At 68.2% G+C, this 16,176-nt stretch carries 15 protein-coding genes; 4 read left to right on the plus strand and 11 right to left on the minus strand.

What is annotated here, in order from left to right; all coding sequences use genetic code 11:
• Nucleotides 1-6 precede the first annotated feature (6 nt).
• Complete coding sequence (locus tag N5079_RS01915; RefSeq protein ID WP_261581856.1) at nucleotides 7-1,695, minus strand: cytochrome b; 1,689 nt, start codon at nucleotides 1,693-1,695, stop codon at nucleotides 7-9.
• 503 nt (nucleotides 1,696-2,198) lie between these two features.
• On the opposite strand from N5079_RS01915, the gene N5079_RS01920 reads away from it, so the two are divergent.
• Entirely contained in the window at nucleotides 2,199-2,690 is a 492-nt protein-coding gene (locus tag N5079_RS01920; RefSeq protein WP_261581525.1) for a DUF4265 domain-containing protein, read from the plus strand.
• A gap of 141 nt (nucleotides 2,691-2,831) precedes the next feature.
• On the opposite strand, the gene N5079_RS01925 is transcribed toward N5079_RS01920, so the two are convergent.
• The 6 genes from N5079_RS01925 to N5079_RS01950 all read right to left on the minus strand — a co-directional run bounded on the left by N5079_RS01925 (nucleotide 2,832) and on the right by N5079_RS01950 (nucleotide 9,446).
• Nucleotides 2,832-3,923 carry an ABC transporter ATP-binding protein gene (locus N5079_RS01925; RefSeq protein ID WP_261581526.1) on the minus strand — a complete coding sequence of 364 codons (1,092 nt, stop codon included), beginning with the start codon at nucleotides 3,921-3,923 and terminating at the stop codon, nucleotides 2,832-2,834.
• 1 nt (nucleotide 3,924) lies between these two features.
• Nucleotides 3,925-5,025, minus strand: coding sequence for an ABC transporter ATP-binding protein (locus N5079_RS01930; protein WP_261581528.1), 1,101 nt, complete (start codon nucleotides 5,023-5,025; stop codon nucleotides 3,925-3,927).
• Entirely contained in the window at nucleotides 5,022-5,864 is an 843-nt protein-coding gene (locus N5079_RS01935) for a carbohydrate ABC transporter permease (protein ID WP_261581529.1), read from the minus strand. The genes N5079_RS01930 and N5079_RS01935 overlap by 4 nt, the downstream gene beginning before the upstream one ends.
• On the minus strand, nucleotides 5,864-6,742 hold the full coding sequence (locus tag N5079_RS01940) for a carbohydrate ABC transporter permease (RefSeq protein ID WP_261581531.1): 879 nt from the start codon (nucleotides 6,740-6,742) through the stop codon (nucleotides 5,864-5,866). The genes N5079_RS01935 and N5079_RS01940 overlap by 1 nt, the downstream gene beginning before the upstream one ends.
• 63 nt (nucleotides 6,743-6,805) lie before the next feature.
• The gene (locus N5079_RS01945; RefSeq protein ID WP_261581533.1) at nucleotides 6,806-8,404 is read right to left on the minus strand and encodes an extracellular solute-binding protein; all 1,599 of its coding nucleotides are present in this window, start codon (nucleotides 8,402-8,404) and stop codon (nucleotides 6,806-6,808) included.
• Between the two features lie 16 nt (nucleotides 8,405-8,420).
• Nucleotides 8,421-9,446, minus strand: coding sequence for an NAD(P)-dependent alcohol dehydrogenase (locus N5079_RS01950; protein WP_261581534.1), 1,026 nt, complete (start codon nucleotides 9,444-9,446; stop codon nucleotides 8,421-8,423).
• A gap of 200 nt (nucleotides 9,447-9,646) precedes the next feature.
• Here N5079_RS01950 and N5079_RS01955 point away from each other — a divergent pair, with 200 nt between their 5' ends.
• Nucleotides 9,647-11,434, plus strand: a complete 1,788-nt coding sequence (locus N5079_RS01955; RefSeq protein WP_261581535.1) for a sigma-54-dependent Fis family transcriptional regulator — start codon at nucleotides 9,647-9,649, stop codon at nucleotides 11,432-11,434.
• Nucleotides 11,435-11,555: 121 nt separating this feature from the next.
• Here the strand turns inward: N5079_RS01955 and cynR are convergent, their stop codons facing one another.
• A complete protein-coding gene (cynR, locus tag N5079_RS01960) occupies nucleotides 11,556-12,287 on the minus strand; it encodes a transcriptional regulator CynR (protein WP_261581536.1) in 732 nt (243 codons plus the stop codon).
• Here cynR and cynS point away from each other — a divergent pair.
• The gene (cynS, locus tag N5079_RS01965) at nucleotides 12,286-12,756 is read left to right on the plus strand and encodes a cyanase (protein WP_261581537.1); all 471 of its coding nucleotides are present in this window, start codon (nucleotides 12,286-12,288) and stop codon (nucleotides 12,754-12,756) included. The genes cynR and cynS overlap by 2 nt on opposite strands.
• 55 nt (nucleotides 12,757-12,811) lie before the next feature.
• Here cynS and N5079_RS01970 read toward each other — a convergent pair whose 3' ends face one another.
• Both N5079_RS01970 and N5079_RS01975 read right to left on the minus strand, forming a co-directional pair.
• On the minus strand, nucleotides 12,812-13,465 hold the full coding sequence (locus N5079_RS01970; RefSeq protein ID WP_261581538.1) for an FMN-dependent NADH-azoreductase: 654 nt from the start codon (nucleotides 13,463-13,465) through the stop codon (nucleotides 12,812-12,814).
• Between the two features lie 660 nt (nucleotides 13,466-14,125).
• Entirely contained in the window at nucleotides 14,126-14,800 is a 675-nt protein-coding gene (locus N5079_RS01975; RefSeq protein ID WP_261581539.1) for a TetR/AcrR family transcriptional regulator, read from the minus strand.
• 104 nt (nucleotides 14,801-14,904) lie between these two features.
• Here N5079_RS01975 and N5079_RS35435 point away from each other — a divergent pair, with 104 nt between their 5' ends.
• Entirely contained in the window at nucleotides 14,905-15,039 is a 135-nt protein-coding gene (locus tag N5079_RS35435) for a hypothetical protein (RefSeq protein ID WP_410007735.1), read from the plus strand.
• Nucleotides 15,040-15,164: 125 nt separating this feature from the next.
• On the opposite strand, the gene N5079_RS01980 is transcribed toward N5079_RS35435, so the two are convergent.
• Nucleotides 15,165-16,124, minus strand: a complete 960-nt coding sequence (locus tag N5079_RS01980; RefSeq protein ID WP_261581857.1) for a pirin family protein — start codon at nucleotides 16,122-16,124, stop codon at nucleotides 15,165-15,167.
• Nucleotides 16,125-16,176: the final 52 nt, after the last annotated feature.

The raw sequence follows: 16,176 nt of genomic DNA on the forward strand, positions 1-16,176 counted from the left end.
GTGGTGTCAGTGCTCGGTGTGCGGCTCGCGCTCCCCGGCATCGACGCGCTCCCCGGCCCCGATGGCAGCGTGCTTCTCCTCGTGCACTTCCTCGGGGGCCTCGTCGGGGGCCTCGTCGGGGGCCTCCTCGTGGGCTTCGTCGAGCGGGACGCGGTCCGTGCCGTACGCCTGGCTCATCCTGGCGCGGAGCCTGCCGAGGACGGTACGGGCGAGCTTTGGGGGAATGCCCCCGCTGTCCACCCCGCTTTCGATGATCGGGATCTCGGCCTTGCCGCGGATGTGCTCGGCGATGTCCTCCGCCGCAGGCGTGTGGACCTCGATGTACTCGCCGTTCGGCATCCGCTTGATGACGCCCGACTCCACGCCGTGGGACAGCACCTCGGCATCCCTGCGCTGAAGGCCGATGCAGATCCGGTAGGCGATGTAGTAGGCGAGCGCCGGACCGATGAAGATCGCGAATCGGCCGAAGATCGTCGTCGAGTACAGGTCGACATGGAAGAAGGCCGAGATCTCGTCGTTGGCGCCGAGCAGCCACAAGATGCCGTAGAACGTGATGCCCGCCACGCCGATCGCGGTGCGGTGCGGGTTGTTGCGCGGCCGGTCGGCCAGGTGGTGCTCACGGCGGTCACCGGTGATCCACCGCTCGGCGAACGGGTAGATCGCCAGGCCCGTCATGAGGATGCCCAACGGCATCAGCGCCGGGATCAGCACGCTCAGCGGAATCGTGTGGCCCCAGAAATTGATCTCCCAAGCGGGCATCAGGCGCAGCGCCCCTTCCAGGAAGCCCATGTAGAAGTCGGGCTGCGACCCGGCCGAGATGTCCGCCGGCGTGTACGGCCCGAACAGCCAGACCGGGTTGATCTGGGCGAAGGTCCCCAGCAAGGCGAGGGCGGCGAACGTGAACAGGAAGAACGCGCCCGACTTGGCCATGAACGCCGGGTAGAACGGCGCGCCCACCACATTCGTCTCGGTGCGCCCTGGGCCCGGCATCTGCGTGTGCTTCTGCACCCACATGAGGATCAGGTGCGCGGAGATGAGCGCCAGCAGGAGGCCCGGGATCAGCAGGATGTGGATCGTGAAGAACCGCGGGATCACGTCCTGCCCGGGATATTCGCCGCCGAACAGGAAGAACGACATGTACGTGCCCACCACCGGGATCCCGAGCATGACGCCCTGAGTGATCCGCAGACCCGCGCCGGAGAGCAGGTCGTCGGGCAGCGAGTAACCGGTCAGGCCTTCCACCAGTGCCAGCGTGAAAAGGGCGAGGCCGATGAGCCAGTTGAGCTCTCGCGGCTTGCGATAGGCCCCGGTGAAGAACACGCGGAGCATGTGGACCATGATTCCGGCCACGAACAGCAGCGCCGCCCAGTGGTGGATCTGCCGGATCAGCAGGCCGCCCCGCACGTCGAAGCTGATGTGCAGGGCAGAGGCGTACGCCTCGGACATCCTCACGCCGACCAGCGGCTGGTAGGAGCCCGAGTAGGCGACCTCGCCCATGCTCGGCTTGAACCAGAACGTCAGGAACGTGCCGGTCAACAGCAGGATGATGAACGAGTAGAGCGCGATCTCACCCAGCAGGAACGACCAGTGGTCGGGGAAGACCTTCCTCAGGTTGCGCTTGAGGAACCTCCCCGCGCCGAGGCGATCGTCAACGAATGTGGCGACCCCGGCGATGACTTTCGGGGGAGCCTTCATAGTGCCCTTCTTCGAGATCGGACGGGGCGGCATCGTCAGCGCGAGCACGCCCCCGAACGCACCGAACACCACGCCGATCAGGAAGCCGGTTCTGGTCACCGGTGTCCATGCCGGCAAGCGGCCCCAGACCGAGCGTCCAGCGCCATCGGACCGCTGTGCTGACGGTCAGGGAGCCCCCGCAAGGCGCGATCACCACGCACTCGCGATGCCGGGCCGAAGTGGCGGACGCCGTCTCGGCGTGGAATCACCGAAGACCTGTGGTGAACTGGCCGTGGCCGACGACCCTGACGGGTTTTCCTCGGCCAGCAGATGGAATCCGGCCGGACCGGCGCCCCTTTTCAACTCTCTCTTGCCAAATCTACCCGGCGACGTCGCTTCCGGTGCAGGTGCGCTCCCCTCGACAGAGTTCTGTCACGGCTCCTCTGAGCCTGCGCGGCCTGACGCGGCGTCGCTCACTGCCGCGACCGCAGACGGCTCCGGCCGCGATAGGGGATCCTGCTCACGTGACAGATGGTGCGGAGCCCACGGATGTGCATGTGGTGTTCGATCTCCCACAGGACGAAGACGGCTGGCCACCGGCCCGCTCTGAGCGGCTGTGGGCGATCCCAGTAACACCAGGTCAGGTGATGCTGGACAGCATTCCCTTCTTCGTCCGCGGATCCGCCTTGGGCGATGTGGTGGTCACCGAGGTGGACGCCGAGGGAGTCGTGTGGGTAACCGAGACGGTGGAGTTCTCCGGTAACTGCACGATCCGGGTCATCCCTTTCGCCGAAGGCGAGTTGGCCGACGACAGGCAGGCTGTCCTCGATGCCTTCGCGCCGTTGGGCGTCGAAGGAGAAGGGATCGAGCAGTTCGGACTGGTGGCGCTGAACGTTCCGCCGAGCGCGGACGTCGCTGGGGCCAAGCGCCTGCTTCTGCGGGGTCAGGCTGACGGTTGGTGGGATTACGAGGAAGGCTGCGTCACAGAGGCCTGGCAAGCGCTCGATCCCGCCTGAATGCCGCTGACCCGTCCAGGGATTCTCAGGGCATCGCCGCGAGGGCGAACTTCTGTGGCCGATCCCAAGAGTCATCGCTTCACGTTCCGCCCTGCGGCCGGCCGAGCACCGACCGGCCGCAGGGCGACCACCATCGGCGTTCTAGGGGACCGTCGCCAGGTGACCGTCCACATACGGAAGGACCTTGGTGCGGGGGAGATGGATCAGGAACTCCTTGGCCCCCGGGACTCCGTCCTCGCGCGGCACCTTCGCCTTGATGAGCTGGCCGGCCAGGTCCATCTCCAGCACCCGCTGCGGGCCGTGGTCCTGGACGCCGCGAAGCCTGACGGGGAAGGTGTTCACTCCCGGTTCCGGGACGACCTTGACGTACTCGGGCCGGATGCCCACCTGGGCCTGGGCGCCGCTCGTGCGGATGTCCCACGCCATGGCCAGGGCCCGGCCGCCCAGGGTGAAGTCACCCGTGAAGCCCCCGTGGTCCTGGCCGACCGACAGGAAGTTCATCGCGGGGGATCCGATGAAGTAGCCGACATACGTCGACGCGGGGGCCTCGAAGAGCTGCTCGGGAGTGCCCTGCTGCATGACCCTGCCGTCCTTCATCACCAGCACCTCCTGCGCGAAGCTCATCGCCTCGTACTGGTCGTGGGTCACGTAGATCACCGTGGGGCGGAACTGCTCGGTGATCTCGCGGATCTTGCGGCGCAGCATGAACTTCAGCTGCGGGTCGATGACGGTCAGCGGCTCGTCCATCAGCAGGGCCGCCACGTCATCGCGTACGAGACCGCGGCCGAGGGAGATGAGCTGCTTGTCGTCGGCGGTGAGCCGCCGGGCGGGCTGCCTGAGCCGGTCGTCCAGGTCGAGCGCCTTGGCGACCTGACGGACCTTAACGTCGATCCTCGCCCTGTCCCAGCCTCGGCACTGCAGCGGGAAGGCGAGGTTCTCGTAGACCGTCATCGAGTTGTAGATGACGGGGAACTGGAACACCTGGGCGATGTTGCGGGCCTTCGTGGGCAGCCTCGTGACATCGAGGCCGTCGAACACCACGCGGCCCTGGGACGGCGTGACCAGCCCGGACAGGATGTTCAGCAGCGTGGTCTTGCCGCAACCGGACGGTCCGACCAGCGCGTACGTCTTGCCGGCCTCGAATGTCAGCCGCAGCGGCTTGAGGGCCCAGCGCTCCTCTTCGGCGTCGGGCGTGTAGCTGTGACCGACGTCGATGATGTCCACCTGTGCCATGTCAACGCCCTTCTGCCGAAGCGGGGTCGTGCGAAGGCGGCCGCAGGAGCGCCCCCGCCTGGTCGAACGCGAACAGCCTCTCCGGGCGCAGCCGCATGTGGACGACGTCGCCGAGGACGATGTCGTGGATCCCCTCGATCTGCACGACGAACGGCGTCTCGCCCACGGCCACGTGGACGAAGGTCTCCGATCCGGAGATCTCCACGAAGGTGACCTCGCCCGCGACGCCGGCGGCGGCCAGAGCGACGTCCGTCGCGCGCAGCCCGAACTGGTAAGAGCCTTCGGGCAGGTCGGCGAGGTGGCCAGGCACGTGGGTGGCCTGGAAGTCCGCCACCGTGATCCGGCCGTCCGCGAGCCGCCCCGGGAAGATGTTCATGGGCGGGTCGTTGATGATCCGGGCCACCGTGGTCGTCGCGGGCCGGTCGAAGACCTCGCCGGGAGCGCCGATCTGGACGACCTGTCCCTCGTGCATGACCAGCACCACGTCACCGAGCATCATCGCCTCGGCGGGCTCGGTGGTCGTGTAGATCACGACCGCCTCGCCCTGGTCGGAGAAGAGGGTTCTGAAGTCCTCGCGCAGTTGCTCGCGCAACTTGTAGTCCAGGTTGGCGAACGGCTCGTCGAACAGGAGGATTCCGGCGCCGCGGGCGAGGGCGCGAGCCACCGCGACCCGCTGCTGTTGCCCGCCGGAGAGCTGCGAGGGTTTGCGCTCGTGGAGGTGGGCCAGGCCGACGCGTTCCAGGCTCTGCCCCGCTCGCCGCCGGATCTCGTCCTGTGGAAGCCCGGCCCGCTTGAGCGGGAAGGCCACGTTGTCGAACACGTTGAGATGCGGATAGTTGATGAACTGCTGGTAGACCATCGCGGTGTCGCGCCGCCAGACCGGCGTCTTGAGGAAGTCGGCGCCGTCCCGGGTCAGCGTCCCGGAGTCCACGCCCTGGAGGCCGGCCAGCACCCGCAGCAGCGTCGTCTTCCCGGCCTGGGTGCGGCCGATGACGGTGTGGAGCCGTCCCGGCTGGAAGACCGCCGTCACGTCTTTGAGGTGGTCGACCCCGTCGACGGCCAGGCAGAGATCAGTGGCGTTCAGAGAGGCATGCGGAGTCATCGGACCGCCCCCGAGAGGTTTCCCTTGGACAGATAGCGCTCGACCCATACGGCGAGCAGGACCAGCGGCGATATGCCGAAAAGCGCGGCGGCGGACAGGGTCCACCAGGGCGGGATCGACGAGTTGAGCGCCACCACCGCCTGGGGCAGCGTCTGGACCTCGGTGAAGGTCAGCCTGAACGCGAAGAAGAAGTCGTTCCACCCGAACACCGCGCAGAACATCGCCGCAACGGTCAGCCCGGGCAGCGAGTTGGGAAGGATCGCGCGGACGAACGCCTCGAACGGGCTGCACCCGTCGAGCATGGCCATCTCGTCGATCTCACGCGGGATGCCGTTGAAGAAGTCCACCATCACCCACACCGCGATCGGCAGCAGCAGGGCGACCGTCACGATGACCAGGCCCGGGATGCTGTCCAGCAGGTTGACCGACTGCAGGAGGTAGAAGAACGGGACCACCAGGACGACGGGCGGCATGATCCGTTGCGACACGAAGAAGAAGACGATGTCGCTGTTCTTGATGAAGCCGGCCTTGAACCGGTAGCGGGACAGTCCGTACGCCGCCAGGGAGCCCAGGACGAGGCTGATGGCCGAAGCGGCGACGGTGATGACGGCGCTGTTGACGAAGGGATGAACGACGTCCACGCCCCCCGCGCCGCCGAAGATGTTGTGCCAGCCGGTCACGGTCGGTTTGTACTGCAGCCACGGGATGTAGGTGGCGCCACCCTGGACCCCGTTGGCGTCCTTGAAGCTGGTGGTCATGGCCCACATGAACGGCCCCGCGACGAAACAGGCCCAGATCGCGATCACGGTGTACTTGAACGTGGCGTAGAGGCGCGACATCACGCGTTCCCTTTCACCTTGAAGGCCTTGGCGAGCAGGGCGGCGACGACCGTGAGCGTGACGATCATGAGGACGAGGTAGGTCAGCGACAGTGCCCCGCCGTACCCTGTCTGCTGCTCCTTGAGACCCCGGATGTAGAGGTAGTAGCCCGGGCTCTCCGTGGAGGAGCCGGGGCCCCCGGAGGTCAGCACGTAGACGCTGTCGGAGAGCTTGGACGCCTCGATCAGCCGGATGATGATCGCCGAGACCGACACCGGCGCCATGAGGGGGAAGGTCACCTTCCGGAAGGTGCGCCACACTCCGGCGCCGTCGATCGCGGCGGCCATGAACGGCTCCTTGGGCAGGCTCAGCAGGCCGGCCAGCAGCAACAGGAACATGAACGGCGTCCACTGCCAGACCTCGACGGTCATGAGGGCGGCCAGGGCAGGTCCGGAGCCGGTGAGCCAGTGAACCGGTGACAGGCCGAGCCTGCCGAGCAGGTCGTTCACCGGGCCCAGCGACTCATGGAAGATCGTTTGCCAGATGGCGGCCATCACCACCGGAGTGGTCATCATCGGAATGAGGAAGAGCACCCGCCAGAACCGGCGGCCGCGCAGATCCCGCCAGACCAGCAGGGCCACCCCGAAGCCGATGACGTACTGGATCAGGACCGTTCCGCCCGCCAGCAGGCCCAGGCGCAGGATCGAGGCCCAGAACCGGCTGTCGTGCAGCATCTTGACGTAGTTGGCCCCGCCCACGAAGTCCATCTGCGGGTTGCTCACGTTCCAGCCGGAGAAGCTGACCCGGATCGTGAAGAGGAGCGGGAAGATGATGATCAAAACAAGCGTGAGCAGGCCGGGGAGCAGGAACATGCTCTTGTGCCGGCGCAGGCCGTCCATGGTTCTCCTTGCGAAATCCGCGCGGCCCGGCCGGTTCGGCCGGCCGGGCCGTCCTGTGAGGGGTCAGGAGTTGTCCTCGAGCGCGACCACGTTCCGATAGGCGGCCTGGACCTTGTCCTTGCCGATCTGGCCGGTGATGTCGGTCCACTCCCTGGCCACGTCGTCGAGTGCCTGCTGCGGGGCCTTCTGGCCCGCCAGAGCGGCGGCGACGCCGTTGGCCAGCGACGACATGTACTCGTTGACGCCGGGGACGCGCAGGTCGAAGACCCGGTTGGTGCTCTTCTCCATGTCGGAGAGGGTCCTGACGTACGCCTCGGCGGTGTCCTTGTCCCAGCCCTGCTTCTCCCAGAAGGCCGCGTCGAAGTGGGAGTTGCGGTACGGGTTGACCCCGAACCGGCCGATGGTCAGGTCGAGCGCGGTGTTGGCCTCGTTGCTGAAGAAGCACAGGTAGTCAAAGGCCATCTTCTGGTTGCGCGCGGTCTTGGCGACCGCCGAGGTCCATCCCCAGGTGAAGTACGGCGCCTGGTTCGGGGTCTTGTCCCACGCCTTCGTGGTCCGGTTGTAGACCTCGTCGGATCCCGGCAGCGGCGCCGCCTCGACCTTGTTGCGGACCCTGCTGTCCGGCTGCTGGGCCTGGATGAACGCGTCGTCCCAGGAGTACGACATGAGGGTCTGGCCGCCCCCGAACGAGAAGATCTCGTCGCCCAGCCCGAAGTTGGCCCCGCCGGGCGGCCAGGCCGACTTGGCCTTCACCATGTCGTCGAGGGCGCGGACGAAGCCCGGCGTGTTGATCAGCGGCTGCATCGTCTCGACGTCGAAGAAGACGCCGCCCTTGACGCCGGGGTTCTTGACGTACGGCGCGGCGCGGCTGATGAACGCGGAGAACATCAGGTCGTCGCGCTTGGTGACCTCGGCGCTGCCGAAGTTGGGCTTGCCGTCGCCGTCGAAGTCCTTGCCGGTGAAGAACGAGGCGACCTGCGCATATTCGGCCCACGTCTTGGGGACCTCGAGGTCCCTGCCCGTGGCCGCCTTGTACGCCGCCTGCTGCTTCGGGTCCTTCAGGACGTCCGTGCGGATCTTCAGGTAGTGCCGGTCGCCGTCCACGGGATACTGCACGACCGTCCCGTTCCAGGTGGCCACGCCCATGAACGCCTTCGTGACGTCCTTCATGCCGGGCGTGTCGAGGTACTCCTTCGGGACCGGCGCGAGGTAGGGGGCCATGTCGCCGATCCACAGCGAGGGGTAGAACATGACGTCGTACGCCGGCTGGCCGGCCTGGAGCGGTGTGAGGATCTTCTGGTGCAACTCCCCGAAGGGGACGTTGACCACCTCCACCTTGGCCCCGGTGAGCTCCTCGAACTGCTTGGCGTGCAGCTTGGTCGGCTCGCCGATGACGGGGACGGCGTGGGTGATGATTTTCAGCGTCTGACCGGAGTAGTCCTTGCGGCTGATCGACTCGTAGCTGCACGGTCCCGGGACGTCCTTGACCGTCGTGGCCGGGTAGTCCTTGCCGTACTTCTGGTAGCCGATGGCGGAGCCCGGCTGGAACAGCGCGGGCTTGTCGGGCTTCTGCTCGACCTGGCCGCCGCCGGCGCACCCGGCGGCGGCGAGGGCCGCGACGGCCGCGGCGGCGATCAGGCCCTGGCGGGAAAGGTTGTGCATGGGGGGAACTCCTCAGTCACGGAATCAAGATCGCTCGACCGCGGACGGCGCCGGCGGCCAGGGCGTCGAGCGCGTCCTGGAACGACGCCAGCGGGTAACGCTGGGTGTGCAGGCTGACCTTGCCCCGCGCCGCCAGGACCATCAGCTCGGAGAGGTCGTTGTAGGACCCCACGAGGTTGCCGATGAAGTTGATCTCGGTGGAGATGACGTCGATCGTCGGGACCTTCAGGTCGCCGCCGTAGCCGATGACGTAGTAGTTGCCGGCCCGGCGCAGGCAGGCCACGCCGACCTCGATGGCGCCGCCCTCGCCGACGAAGTCGAGGACGGCCTCGGCCCCGTGGCCTCCGGTGAGCTCCAGAACGCGCTCGACCTCGCTGCCGTCCGCGACGAGCGTGTGGTCGGCTCCGAGCTCCTTGGCCAGGGCGAGGGCGTCCGGGCTCCGGTCGACGACGATCATCTCGACCGGTGAGAGGGCCCGGAGCACCTGGATGCCGATGTGCCCCAGCCCTCCGGCACCGATGACGACCGCGCGGTCACCCGGCCGGAGGACCCGGGCCGCCTTGGCCACGGCGTGGTAGGCCGTGAGCCCGGCGTCGGCCAGCGCCGCCACCGAGGCCGGCTCCAGGGAGGAGTCGAGCGCCACGACCGAGCGGGCGGTCGTCTTGAGGTATTCGGCGTAGCCGCCGTCGGTGTCGATGCCCGGGAAGGCCGAGTTGACGCAGTGCACGTCGTCACCCGCCCGGCACGCCCGGCACAGCCCGCAGGTCACCAGCGGGTGCAGGATCACGGGCTCGCCCACCCTGACGTTCGTGACGGCCTGGCCCACCGCCTCCACCCAGCCGGCGTTCTCGTGACCGATCGTGTACGGCAGGGCGACCCCGCTCTTCTCCTTCCACTGTCCTTCGAGGATGTGCAGGTCGGTGCGGCACACACCCGCCCCGCCGACCTTAACGATCACATCCAGCGGACCGGTGATCTGCGGATCCGGCACGTCCACGAGCGCGGGCGGCTCGTCGTACTCGAAGATCTGCACGGCTTTCATGAGGGCACTCCTGGGAATGGTCGTGGGGATGGCTGCCTGGATGGTTCGGCCATTACACGACCCGCCGCCCGTGGGGCGATGTCTCACAATCGATCCGCCGATGTCTCAACGTGATACACATCGCGGCCCCGGTATCGTTGACCTGCTCCAATGACTCCTCACGGGGGGAGCAAGCGCGCTGTGCGGGAGTAGGTGCCTGAATGTCCCAACGTCAAGCCGGGAGTTCGCTGACGGCGGCCCGGGAGCTGTATCTGGAAGTCGCCGAGGACCCGGGGCGGGTCCGCCCGCTCGTGGTCGCGTCGTGGCAGCGGTCGATCGAGTACGCGGTGAAGTCGAGCGAGTTCGACGCTCCGTACCTGGAGAACCCCAACCTCGACACCCTGCTCACGAGGGCGGCGCTGCCCATCGTGGACAGGCTCCACGAGCAGCTCGCGGGCGACCCGGTGTCCACGATGATCACGGATCGGGACGGCGTGGTCCTGTCCCGGAGGCTCTCCCACGAGGGGCTCACCACGCGGCTCAACCGGGTGCGGCTGGCCCCGGGCCACGTCTACTCCGAGCGCTACGTCGGCACCAACGGCATCGGGACCGCGCTGGCCAGCGGCCGCCCGGTCCTGATCGTCGGCAGTGAGCACTACGTCGAGGCGCTGCGGGACTTCCAGTGCGCGGCCGTGCCGATCCAGCACCCCACCCGCCGCACCCTGCTCGGAGCCTTCAACCTCACCACGACCCGCCAGGGCTCCGCCAGGATGCTCATGGCCCTGGCACGGTCCGTCGCGGGCCAGATCGAGAGCGAGATCGCCGCGATCTCCTCCCGGCGTGAGCGGGCCCTCTTCCAGGACTACATAGAGGCGTGCTCCTCGGTCCGGCCGGGGCCCGTCCTGGCCCTGAACCGTGAAGTCGTGATGATGAACGAGCAGTTGAGCGCGGCCGTCGCGGGCCAGGATCACTACGCGCTGCTCGATCACGCGCGTGAGATCGCCGACGACTACCGCTTCGAGGGGACGCGGAGCATCGCGCTGCCGTCGGGCCGGGTCGCCGAGCTCCGGGTCAGCCGCTGCCGGCGCGAGGGCACCGACGCGGGCGCCGTCTTCCGGGTCCGGCTGATCGGGCGTCCCCAGCCCAGGTCGGCCGCCCCCGTCAGGCGCGCGCGGACGAGCCTGGGGCTGGTGGGCTCGGCCCCGCAGTGGCTGCGCGCGGTCGCCGAAAGCGAGGCGGCGTTCACGGCGGGGTCGTGGCTCCGACTGGTGGGCGAGGCCGGAGTGGGGAAGACCGCGCTGATCGAGGCGATTCACCGGTCCCACGGCGCCGAGCGCACCCTCGCGATGATGGAGCCGCCCCTGTCGGAGTCGCACCACGCGGCCCAGCAGTGGCTGGACGACGTCCGCGGCCTGCTGTCCGAGCCTTCCCACGTGGTGGTCCTGCGCGACGTCCACCTGCTGAGCGACCACCTGCGCCGCAGGCTTACAACCCTTGTGGCGCCCCTCGACCGAGCGGTCGCCGGACAGCTCGTCATGACGAGCCAGCCGTCGGCGGTCGGCGCCGACGACCATCTCGACTATCTGTGCGACGCCTCGGTGGAGGTGCCGCCCATCCGTCACCGGTATGAGGACATCGACAGCCTCGTCCGGTTCTTCCTGCGGAAATATCGGCCGTACGGTGAAACGACCTGCTCACCTGAGGCGCTCGCGACGCTTCAGCGGTGCCCCTGGCCGGAGAACATCCGGCAGATCGACTCGGTCATCCGGAGTCTCGTACGGAGGAACGCCGGCCGGGTCATCCGGACCGAGGATCTGCCGCCGGAATGCCGGGTGTCCTCCCACAAGGTCCTGACCGCGATGGAGGCGCTCGAACGGGACGCGATCCTGCGCGGGCTGATGGAGCGCAACTCCAACGTCCAGCGTACGGCACAGGATCTGGGCATCTCCCGCGCCACCATGTATCGCAAGATGCGCCGTTACGGAATCGTCCCGTCGAGCCTTACGTAGGTGAGTGCCCAGGGTCGTCACGCCTCGCGCGGGGCGGTAAGGACCTACCCCGGATCGCCTGCTCCAGGCGTGCCACGCCGTTTCCGGCCCGCCGGCCCGGCTCCGTAAGGCGTGTGATCGCCTAGCTGGGGAACATCCCGCTGGTGACGTTGACGAAAGTAATGAAGGCGCGGGCGGCGGTGCTCTGGTAGGCGCCGTCCCGGCGGAGCAGTGTGACGGTGCGTGCGGGCAGCGGGGGTTCGAGGGGAACGGGGTGGAGGTGCGGCTGTTCGCGGGTGATGGCGTCGGGCAACACGGTGGCGAGCGGGGCTCTCTGGACGACCTCGACGAGAGCGCTGATCGAATTGGCTTCGACGGCGATGCGTGGGCGGACGTTGTGGCCGGCGAAGTGCTGGTCGACGTGGCGGCGAGTGGCGAAATCACCGCTGAGGAGAGCCAGCCGGTGGTCACGGAGCTCGTGGATCGGTAGCGGGAGCAGGCGGTCGGCGCAGGGGTGCGCGGCGCCGACGACGAGGCTGAGGGTCTCGGTGAACAGAGCAGCGGCCGTGATCGCCGGGAGGGGGGCTCCGCTGAAAGCGATGCCGAGGTCCAGCTGGTCGTCGAGGAGCGCGGACTCGATGCGGTCCTGTGTCATCTCCCGGATCTCAAGGGTGATCCCGGGATGCCGGGTGTGGAAATCGGCGACGAGGGGGCCGATCAGGTAGGCCGTGAAGGTCGGTGTCATGGCCAGCCGGAGGCTGCCGCGCGAGAGGTCCCGCACGTCCAGCACCGCGCGTTCGCCCGCCGTCAGGTCCTGCAGGGCGCGGCGGGCGTAGCGGGTAGGGATCCACCCCGGCGAAAGGAACCTCATCATGTGGCACGCACAGGCTGACCAGCAGGCTCGTCAGCGGCTGACCGCTCAGGTCGTCGAGGCCAACACCCGCGAGGATCTCACCTGGCAGAGGCTGGCCGACGCCACCGGTCTGTCGGTGGCGTTCGTCACGGCGGCTCTGCTGGGTCAGCACCCGCTGCCCGCCGGCGCGGCCCGGGCCGTGACCGAGCTCCTGGGTCTGGACGAGGATGCCGCGCGACTGCTGCAGACGATCCCGGTACGCGGCAGCATCCCGGGCGGCATCCCGACCGACCCGACCATCTACCGGTTCTACGAGATACTCCAGGTCTACGGCACCACTCTCAAGGCCCTGATCCACGAGCAGTTCGGTGACGGCATCATCAGCGCGATCAACTTCAAGCTGGATGTGAAGAAGGTCGAGGACCCTGAGGGCGGCTCCCGAGCGGTGATCACCCTCGACGGCAATTACCTGCCCACCAAGCCGTTCTGACCTCGTGCGCGGATGAGGGCCGGGGCCAGCGCCGCCGGCCCTCATCCGCGTGCGGTCACGCCGTCAGCTTGGCCACGATGTCGCGTGCCCGCGCCTCGGCGTCCGTGTGGGCGGCGGCCCGGATCTCCCGCGACGCCGGGATCAGGGCGGCCATGGCGGGGCTCCGCTCGGCCAGCGTGAGCTGGGCCTTGATGAAGGTCACGGCCAGGCCGAGACCCTTGCCGAGGACGGTCTCGAGGTACGGCTGGACGAAGTCCCAGCCATGGCGGGGCGTGCCCGGGTCGTAACCGCCGCCGTAGCTGAGGACCACCGTCGCCGGCCGGCCGGACAGCGGCGGAGTTCCATCGAGGGAGACGGTGACTCCGGCGAGGATGATCTGGTCGAGCCAGGCCTTGAAGGCGGCCGGGATGCCCCAGTTGTACATAGGGACCCCGAACAGGTAGGCGTCGGCTTCGAGGACCTCCTGCACGAGCCGGTTCCGGAGGACGAACGCCTCCGCCTGTGCGGGATTGTGATTGGCGGCCGGAACGAACGCGGCCGTGATACCGGCCTCCGCGAGCGCGGGAACGGGCTCCAGCCCCAGGTCGCGATAGGTGACAGAACCATCCGGATGCGCCTCCTGCCATGCCTTCCGGAAGGTTGTCGCGATCTCCTTGGAGACCGACCCGGCGGACAGCGCGGACGAGTCGACATGAAGCAGGTGTGCCATGACTGAGCCCTTCGATAGTCGGAGCGAAAGCTCGTCTGCCGCTCAGACTGTCTTCAATAGAGATTAGTTGTCAAGTCGCTCATCGAGTGGACCGGGTGCTGTGATTGCCTCGCTGCGATCTGTGGCGCTGTGATGTGCCTCAAATGCCGGTCCGTGGCGGATGTCGCCGGCGCGCTGAGGGGGCGGGTAGCTGCTTCAGTGAGTGCCAAGCGAAGCGGCTACGCCGCCGAGCGCGCGGCCGCGCGGAGCCGGCTGAAGAATCGGCCGCACCGTCCTACCCGGCGATTTGCGCGGCGTGATCATGCTCGGGTTCCTGCACGCACCGTCCTGCATGGCGCTTTGTGCGGCGTGATCATGTACGGGTTCCCGCGCGCACCGTCCTGCATGGCGTTTTATGCGGCGTGATCATGTACGGGTTCCCGCGCGCACCGTCCTACCTGGCGTTTTGTGCGGCGTGATCATGTACGGGTTCCCGCGCGCACCGTCCTGCATGGCGTTTTGTGCGGCGTGATCATGTACGGGTTCCCGCGCGCACCGTCCTACCTGGCGCTTTGTGCGGCGTGATCATGCATGACGAGGGTGCGCCCCCCACGGGGGTCCCACGTCCGCGAAAGCTTAATCGATTTTGATCCGCAGGCCATGCCGGGTCGCCCGCTGGCCTCAGCCGTCCGCGGGCTGCGGTGGCGGTCGCAGGAGCCCGTGCAGCACAAACGCGGCGAGGGCCTCGGCGGCTGCGGTCACTTCCTCCGGGCTTTCCTGCTCGGGCCCACCGAGGCGGTGCCCGAGCGGATGCTGGGTCAGTGCGACCACGGGCCCGGTGATGGCGAAGTAGATCAGGCGCATCGGTGCCGGAGGGATGCGCCCGGCCTCCATCAGGCGCCGCACGATGGGCGTGAACGCGGTCATCGACGGCCCCATGTAGCGCTCGTACAGGTAGTCGAGCCGGTCCGAGTCTCGGACCGACTCGTCCGCGATGAGGCGGTTGACCTGGGGACTGCGGGCGGCCACCCGGTAGAAGCGGGTGATGATGGCCCCTAGTCGCTCGATGTCGTCGTGATGGCCTTCGAGCGCGGGCTCCAGTTGCTCGGTCATCTCCGTGAGGGCGAAGTCCACGACGGCGCGCCAGAACGTCGCCTTAGAGCCGTAACGGTCATTGATGAAGTTGTGGCTGACGCCCAGGCGCCTCGCGAGCTCGCGCACCGACGCGCCCTCGTAGCCCAGTTCGGCGAACGCGTCGAGTCCCCTTCGCAGGATCTCCTCCGTGCACGGGATCGCCGGGGCGCCCGCGCCGGGCCTGCCTGGCCGGCGTGTGACCTGCTCCGTCTCGCCGTACACGACTGCTCCTTCGCTGGCCCGGTGCTTGACGCCTGACAGGAGCCTACTATTCTGACGTTCGTCAGATTCTGGATCCACGCTGCACGTGGCTGCGGCACCGGGGCATCGATGCCGACGGCGCGATCCTGGTCAGACCCGACAGGTTCGTCGCCTGGCGCAGCCGCGGCGCGTCGGCCGACGCGGTGACGGAGCTCTCCGGCGCGGTGTTCTCCGTGCTGGGCCGAGCCCAGGACGCCTGACGCGTAAACCGTGAAACACCACGCACCCCCGCGGCTGTCGTGCCGCGGGGGCTTGCCGTACGGCACTGCTGTTCGGCGCCGTTGAGCGACTCAGTGTCGCAGCGGTCCTGTCCCAGTCCCTGCCTTCAGCGGTGCCGCCCGCGCGGGGTCAGCCGGGTGGTGGGCATCGGGGGAGCGGGCAGCTTGGCGCCTCCGAACGCGGCCACCGTGCCGAAGCGGCTGCCGGTCGTCCATTCCTCGCGCGCCGCGACGATCTCGTCATGGTCGCGGGCCACGAAGTTCCACCACATCACGATGCGCTCCTCGAAGGGCTCGCCGCCCAGGAGCAGCACCCGCCCCGGCGCATCGGCTTCCAGCGTGACTTCGGACCGGCCGGAGCCGAGATACAGCAACGGGCCGGGCTCCAGGCCCGTCCCGTCGACGTCCACCTTGCCGGTAAGGGTGAGCAGGGCGTATTCGAAGTCGGGCCGCAAGGGCAGTCGCACGCGGGCGTTCGCCTCCAGGGCGGCCTCCGCCCCGACGAGCGGTGTGTAGCAGCGTGCGGCGGACTCGGCTCCGGCCAGCTCTCCCATCAGCACGGTGACGGTGGCCCCGCCGTCCCGGAACACCGGAAGGTCGTCGTGATGGCTGAACTGCGGCTGGACGTGCCGGTCCGTCCCCGGCAGGGCCACCCACAGTTGCACGCCATGCACGGTGGGCGCGTCGCCGGTGCCCACTTCGGCGTGGGCGATGCCGCGTCCCGCCGTCATCAGGTTGAGCTGACCGGGACGGATCACCTGGTCGCTGCCGATGCTGTCGAGGTGGCGGATCTCACCGGACACGAGCCAGGTCACCGTCTGGAGCTCGGTGTGCGGGTGGGGAGGCAACCTCATGCCGATGTTTCCGGTCACGTCCTGCGGTCCGAAGTGGTCGATGAAACACCATGCGCCCACCATCCGGCGAACCCGGTTCGGCAGGGTGCGGGTGACCGTGATCCCGCGGGAGCCGCCGAGCGCCACGGGGTGGCCGGGAAGCAGCTCGTAGACCGGACGCGCGGAGGCGGTCTTCAGGCCGCCGCAGGTCACCTCCTGCGGATCCTGCTCCATGTTGCTCACCACGCGCTCCCCGGTTCTGGCCGATACTGCCGGCCCATGATAC

The sequence above is a fragment of the Planotetraspora sp. A-T 1434 genome (assembly GCF_025420585.1).
Taxonomy (GTDB): Bacteria; Actinomycetota; Actinomycetes; order Streptosporangiales; family Streptosporangiaceae; genus JAOEGB01.

What these genes read in the sequence shown, in the direction of transcription:
- N5079_RS01915 (WP_261581856.1), bottom strand. Translation starts at nt 1,695, where the DNA reads ATGAAGGCTCCCCCGAAAGTCATCGCCGGGGTCGCCACATTCGTTGAC.
- N5079_RS01925 (WP_261581526.1), bottom strand. Translation starts at nt 3,923, where the DNA reads ATGGCACAGGTGGACATCATCGACGTCGGTCACAGCTACACGCCCGAC.
- N5079_RS01930 (WP_261581528.1), bottom strand. Translation starts at nt 5,025, where the DNA reads ATGACTCCGCATGCCTCTCTGAACGCCACTGATCTCTGCCTGGCCGTC.
- N5079_RS01935 (WP_261581529.1), bottom strand. Translation starts at nt 5,864, where the DNA reads ATGTCGCGCCTCTACGCCACGTTCAAGTACACCGTGATCGCGATCTGG.
- N5079_RS01940 (WP_261581531.1), bottom strand. Translation starts at nt 6,742, where the DNA reads ATGGACGGCCTGCGCCGGCACAAGAGCATGTTCCTGCTCCCCGGCCTG.
- N5079_RS01945 (WP_261581533.1), bottom strand. Translation starts at nt 8,404, where the DNA reads ATGCACAACCTTTCCCGCCAGGGCCTGATCGCCGCCGCGGCCGTCGCG.
- N5079_RS01950 (WP_261581534.1), bottom strand. Translation starts at nt 9,446, where the DNA reads ATGAAAGCCGTGCAGATCTTCGAGTACGACGAGCCGCCCGCGCTCGTG.
- N5079_RS01955 (WP_261581535.1), top strand. Translation starts at nt 9,647, where the DNA reads ATGTCCCAACGTCAAGCCGGGAGTTCGCTGACGGCGGCCCGGGAGCTG.
- cynS (WP_261581537.1), top strand. Translation starts at nt 12,286, where the DNA reads ATGTGGCACGCACAGGCTGACCAGCAGGCTCGTCAGCGGCTGACCGCT.
- cynR (WP_261581536.1), bottom strand. Translation starts at nt 12,287, where the DNA reads ATGATGAGGTTCCTTTCGCCGGGGTGGATCCCTACCCGCTACGCCCGC.
- N5079_RS01970 (WP_261581538.1), bottom strand. Translation starts at nt 13,465, where the DNA reads ATGGCACACCTGCTTCATGTCGACTCGTCCGCGCTGTCCGCCGGGTCG.
- N5079_RS01980 (WP_261581857.1), bottom strand. Translation starts at nt 16,124, where the DNA reads ATGGAGCAGGATCCGCAGGAGGTGACCTGCGGCGGCCTGAAGACCGCC.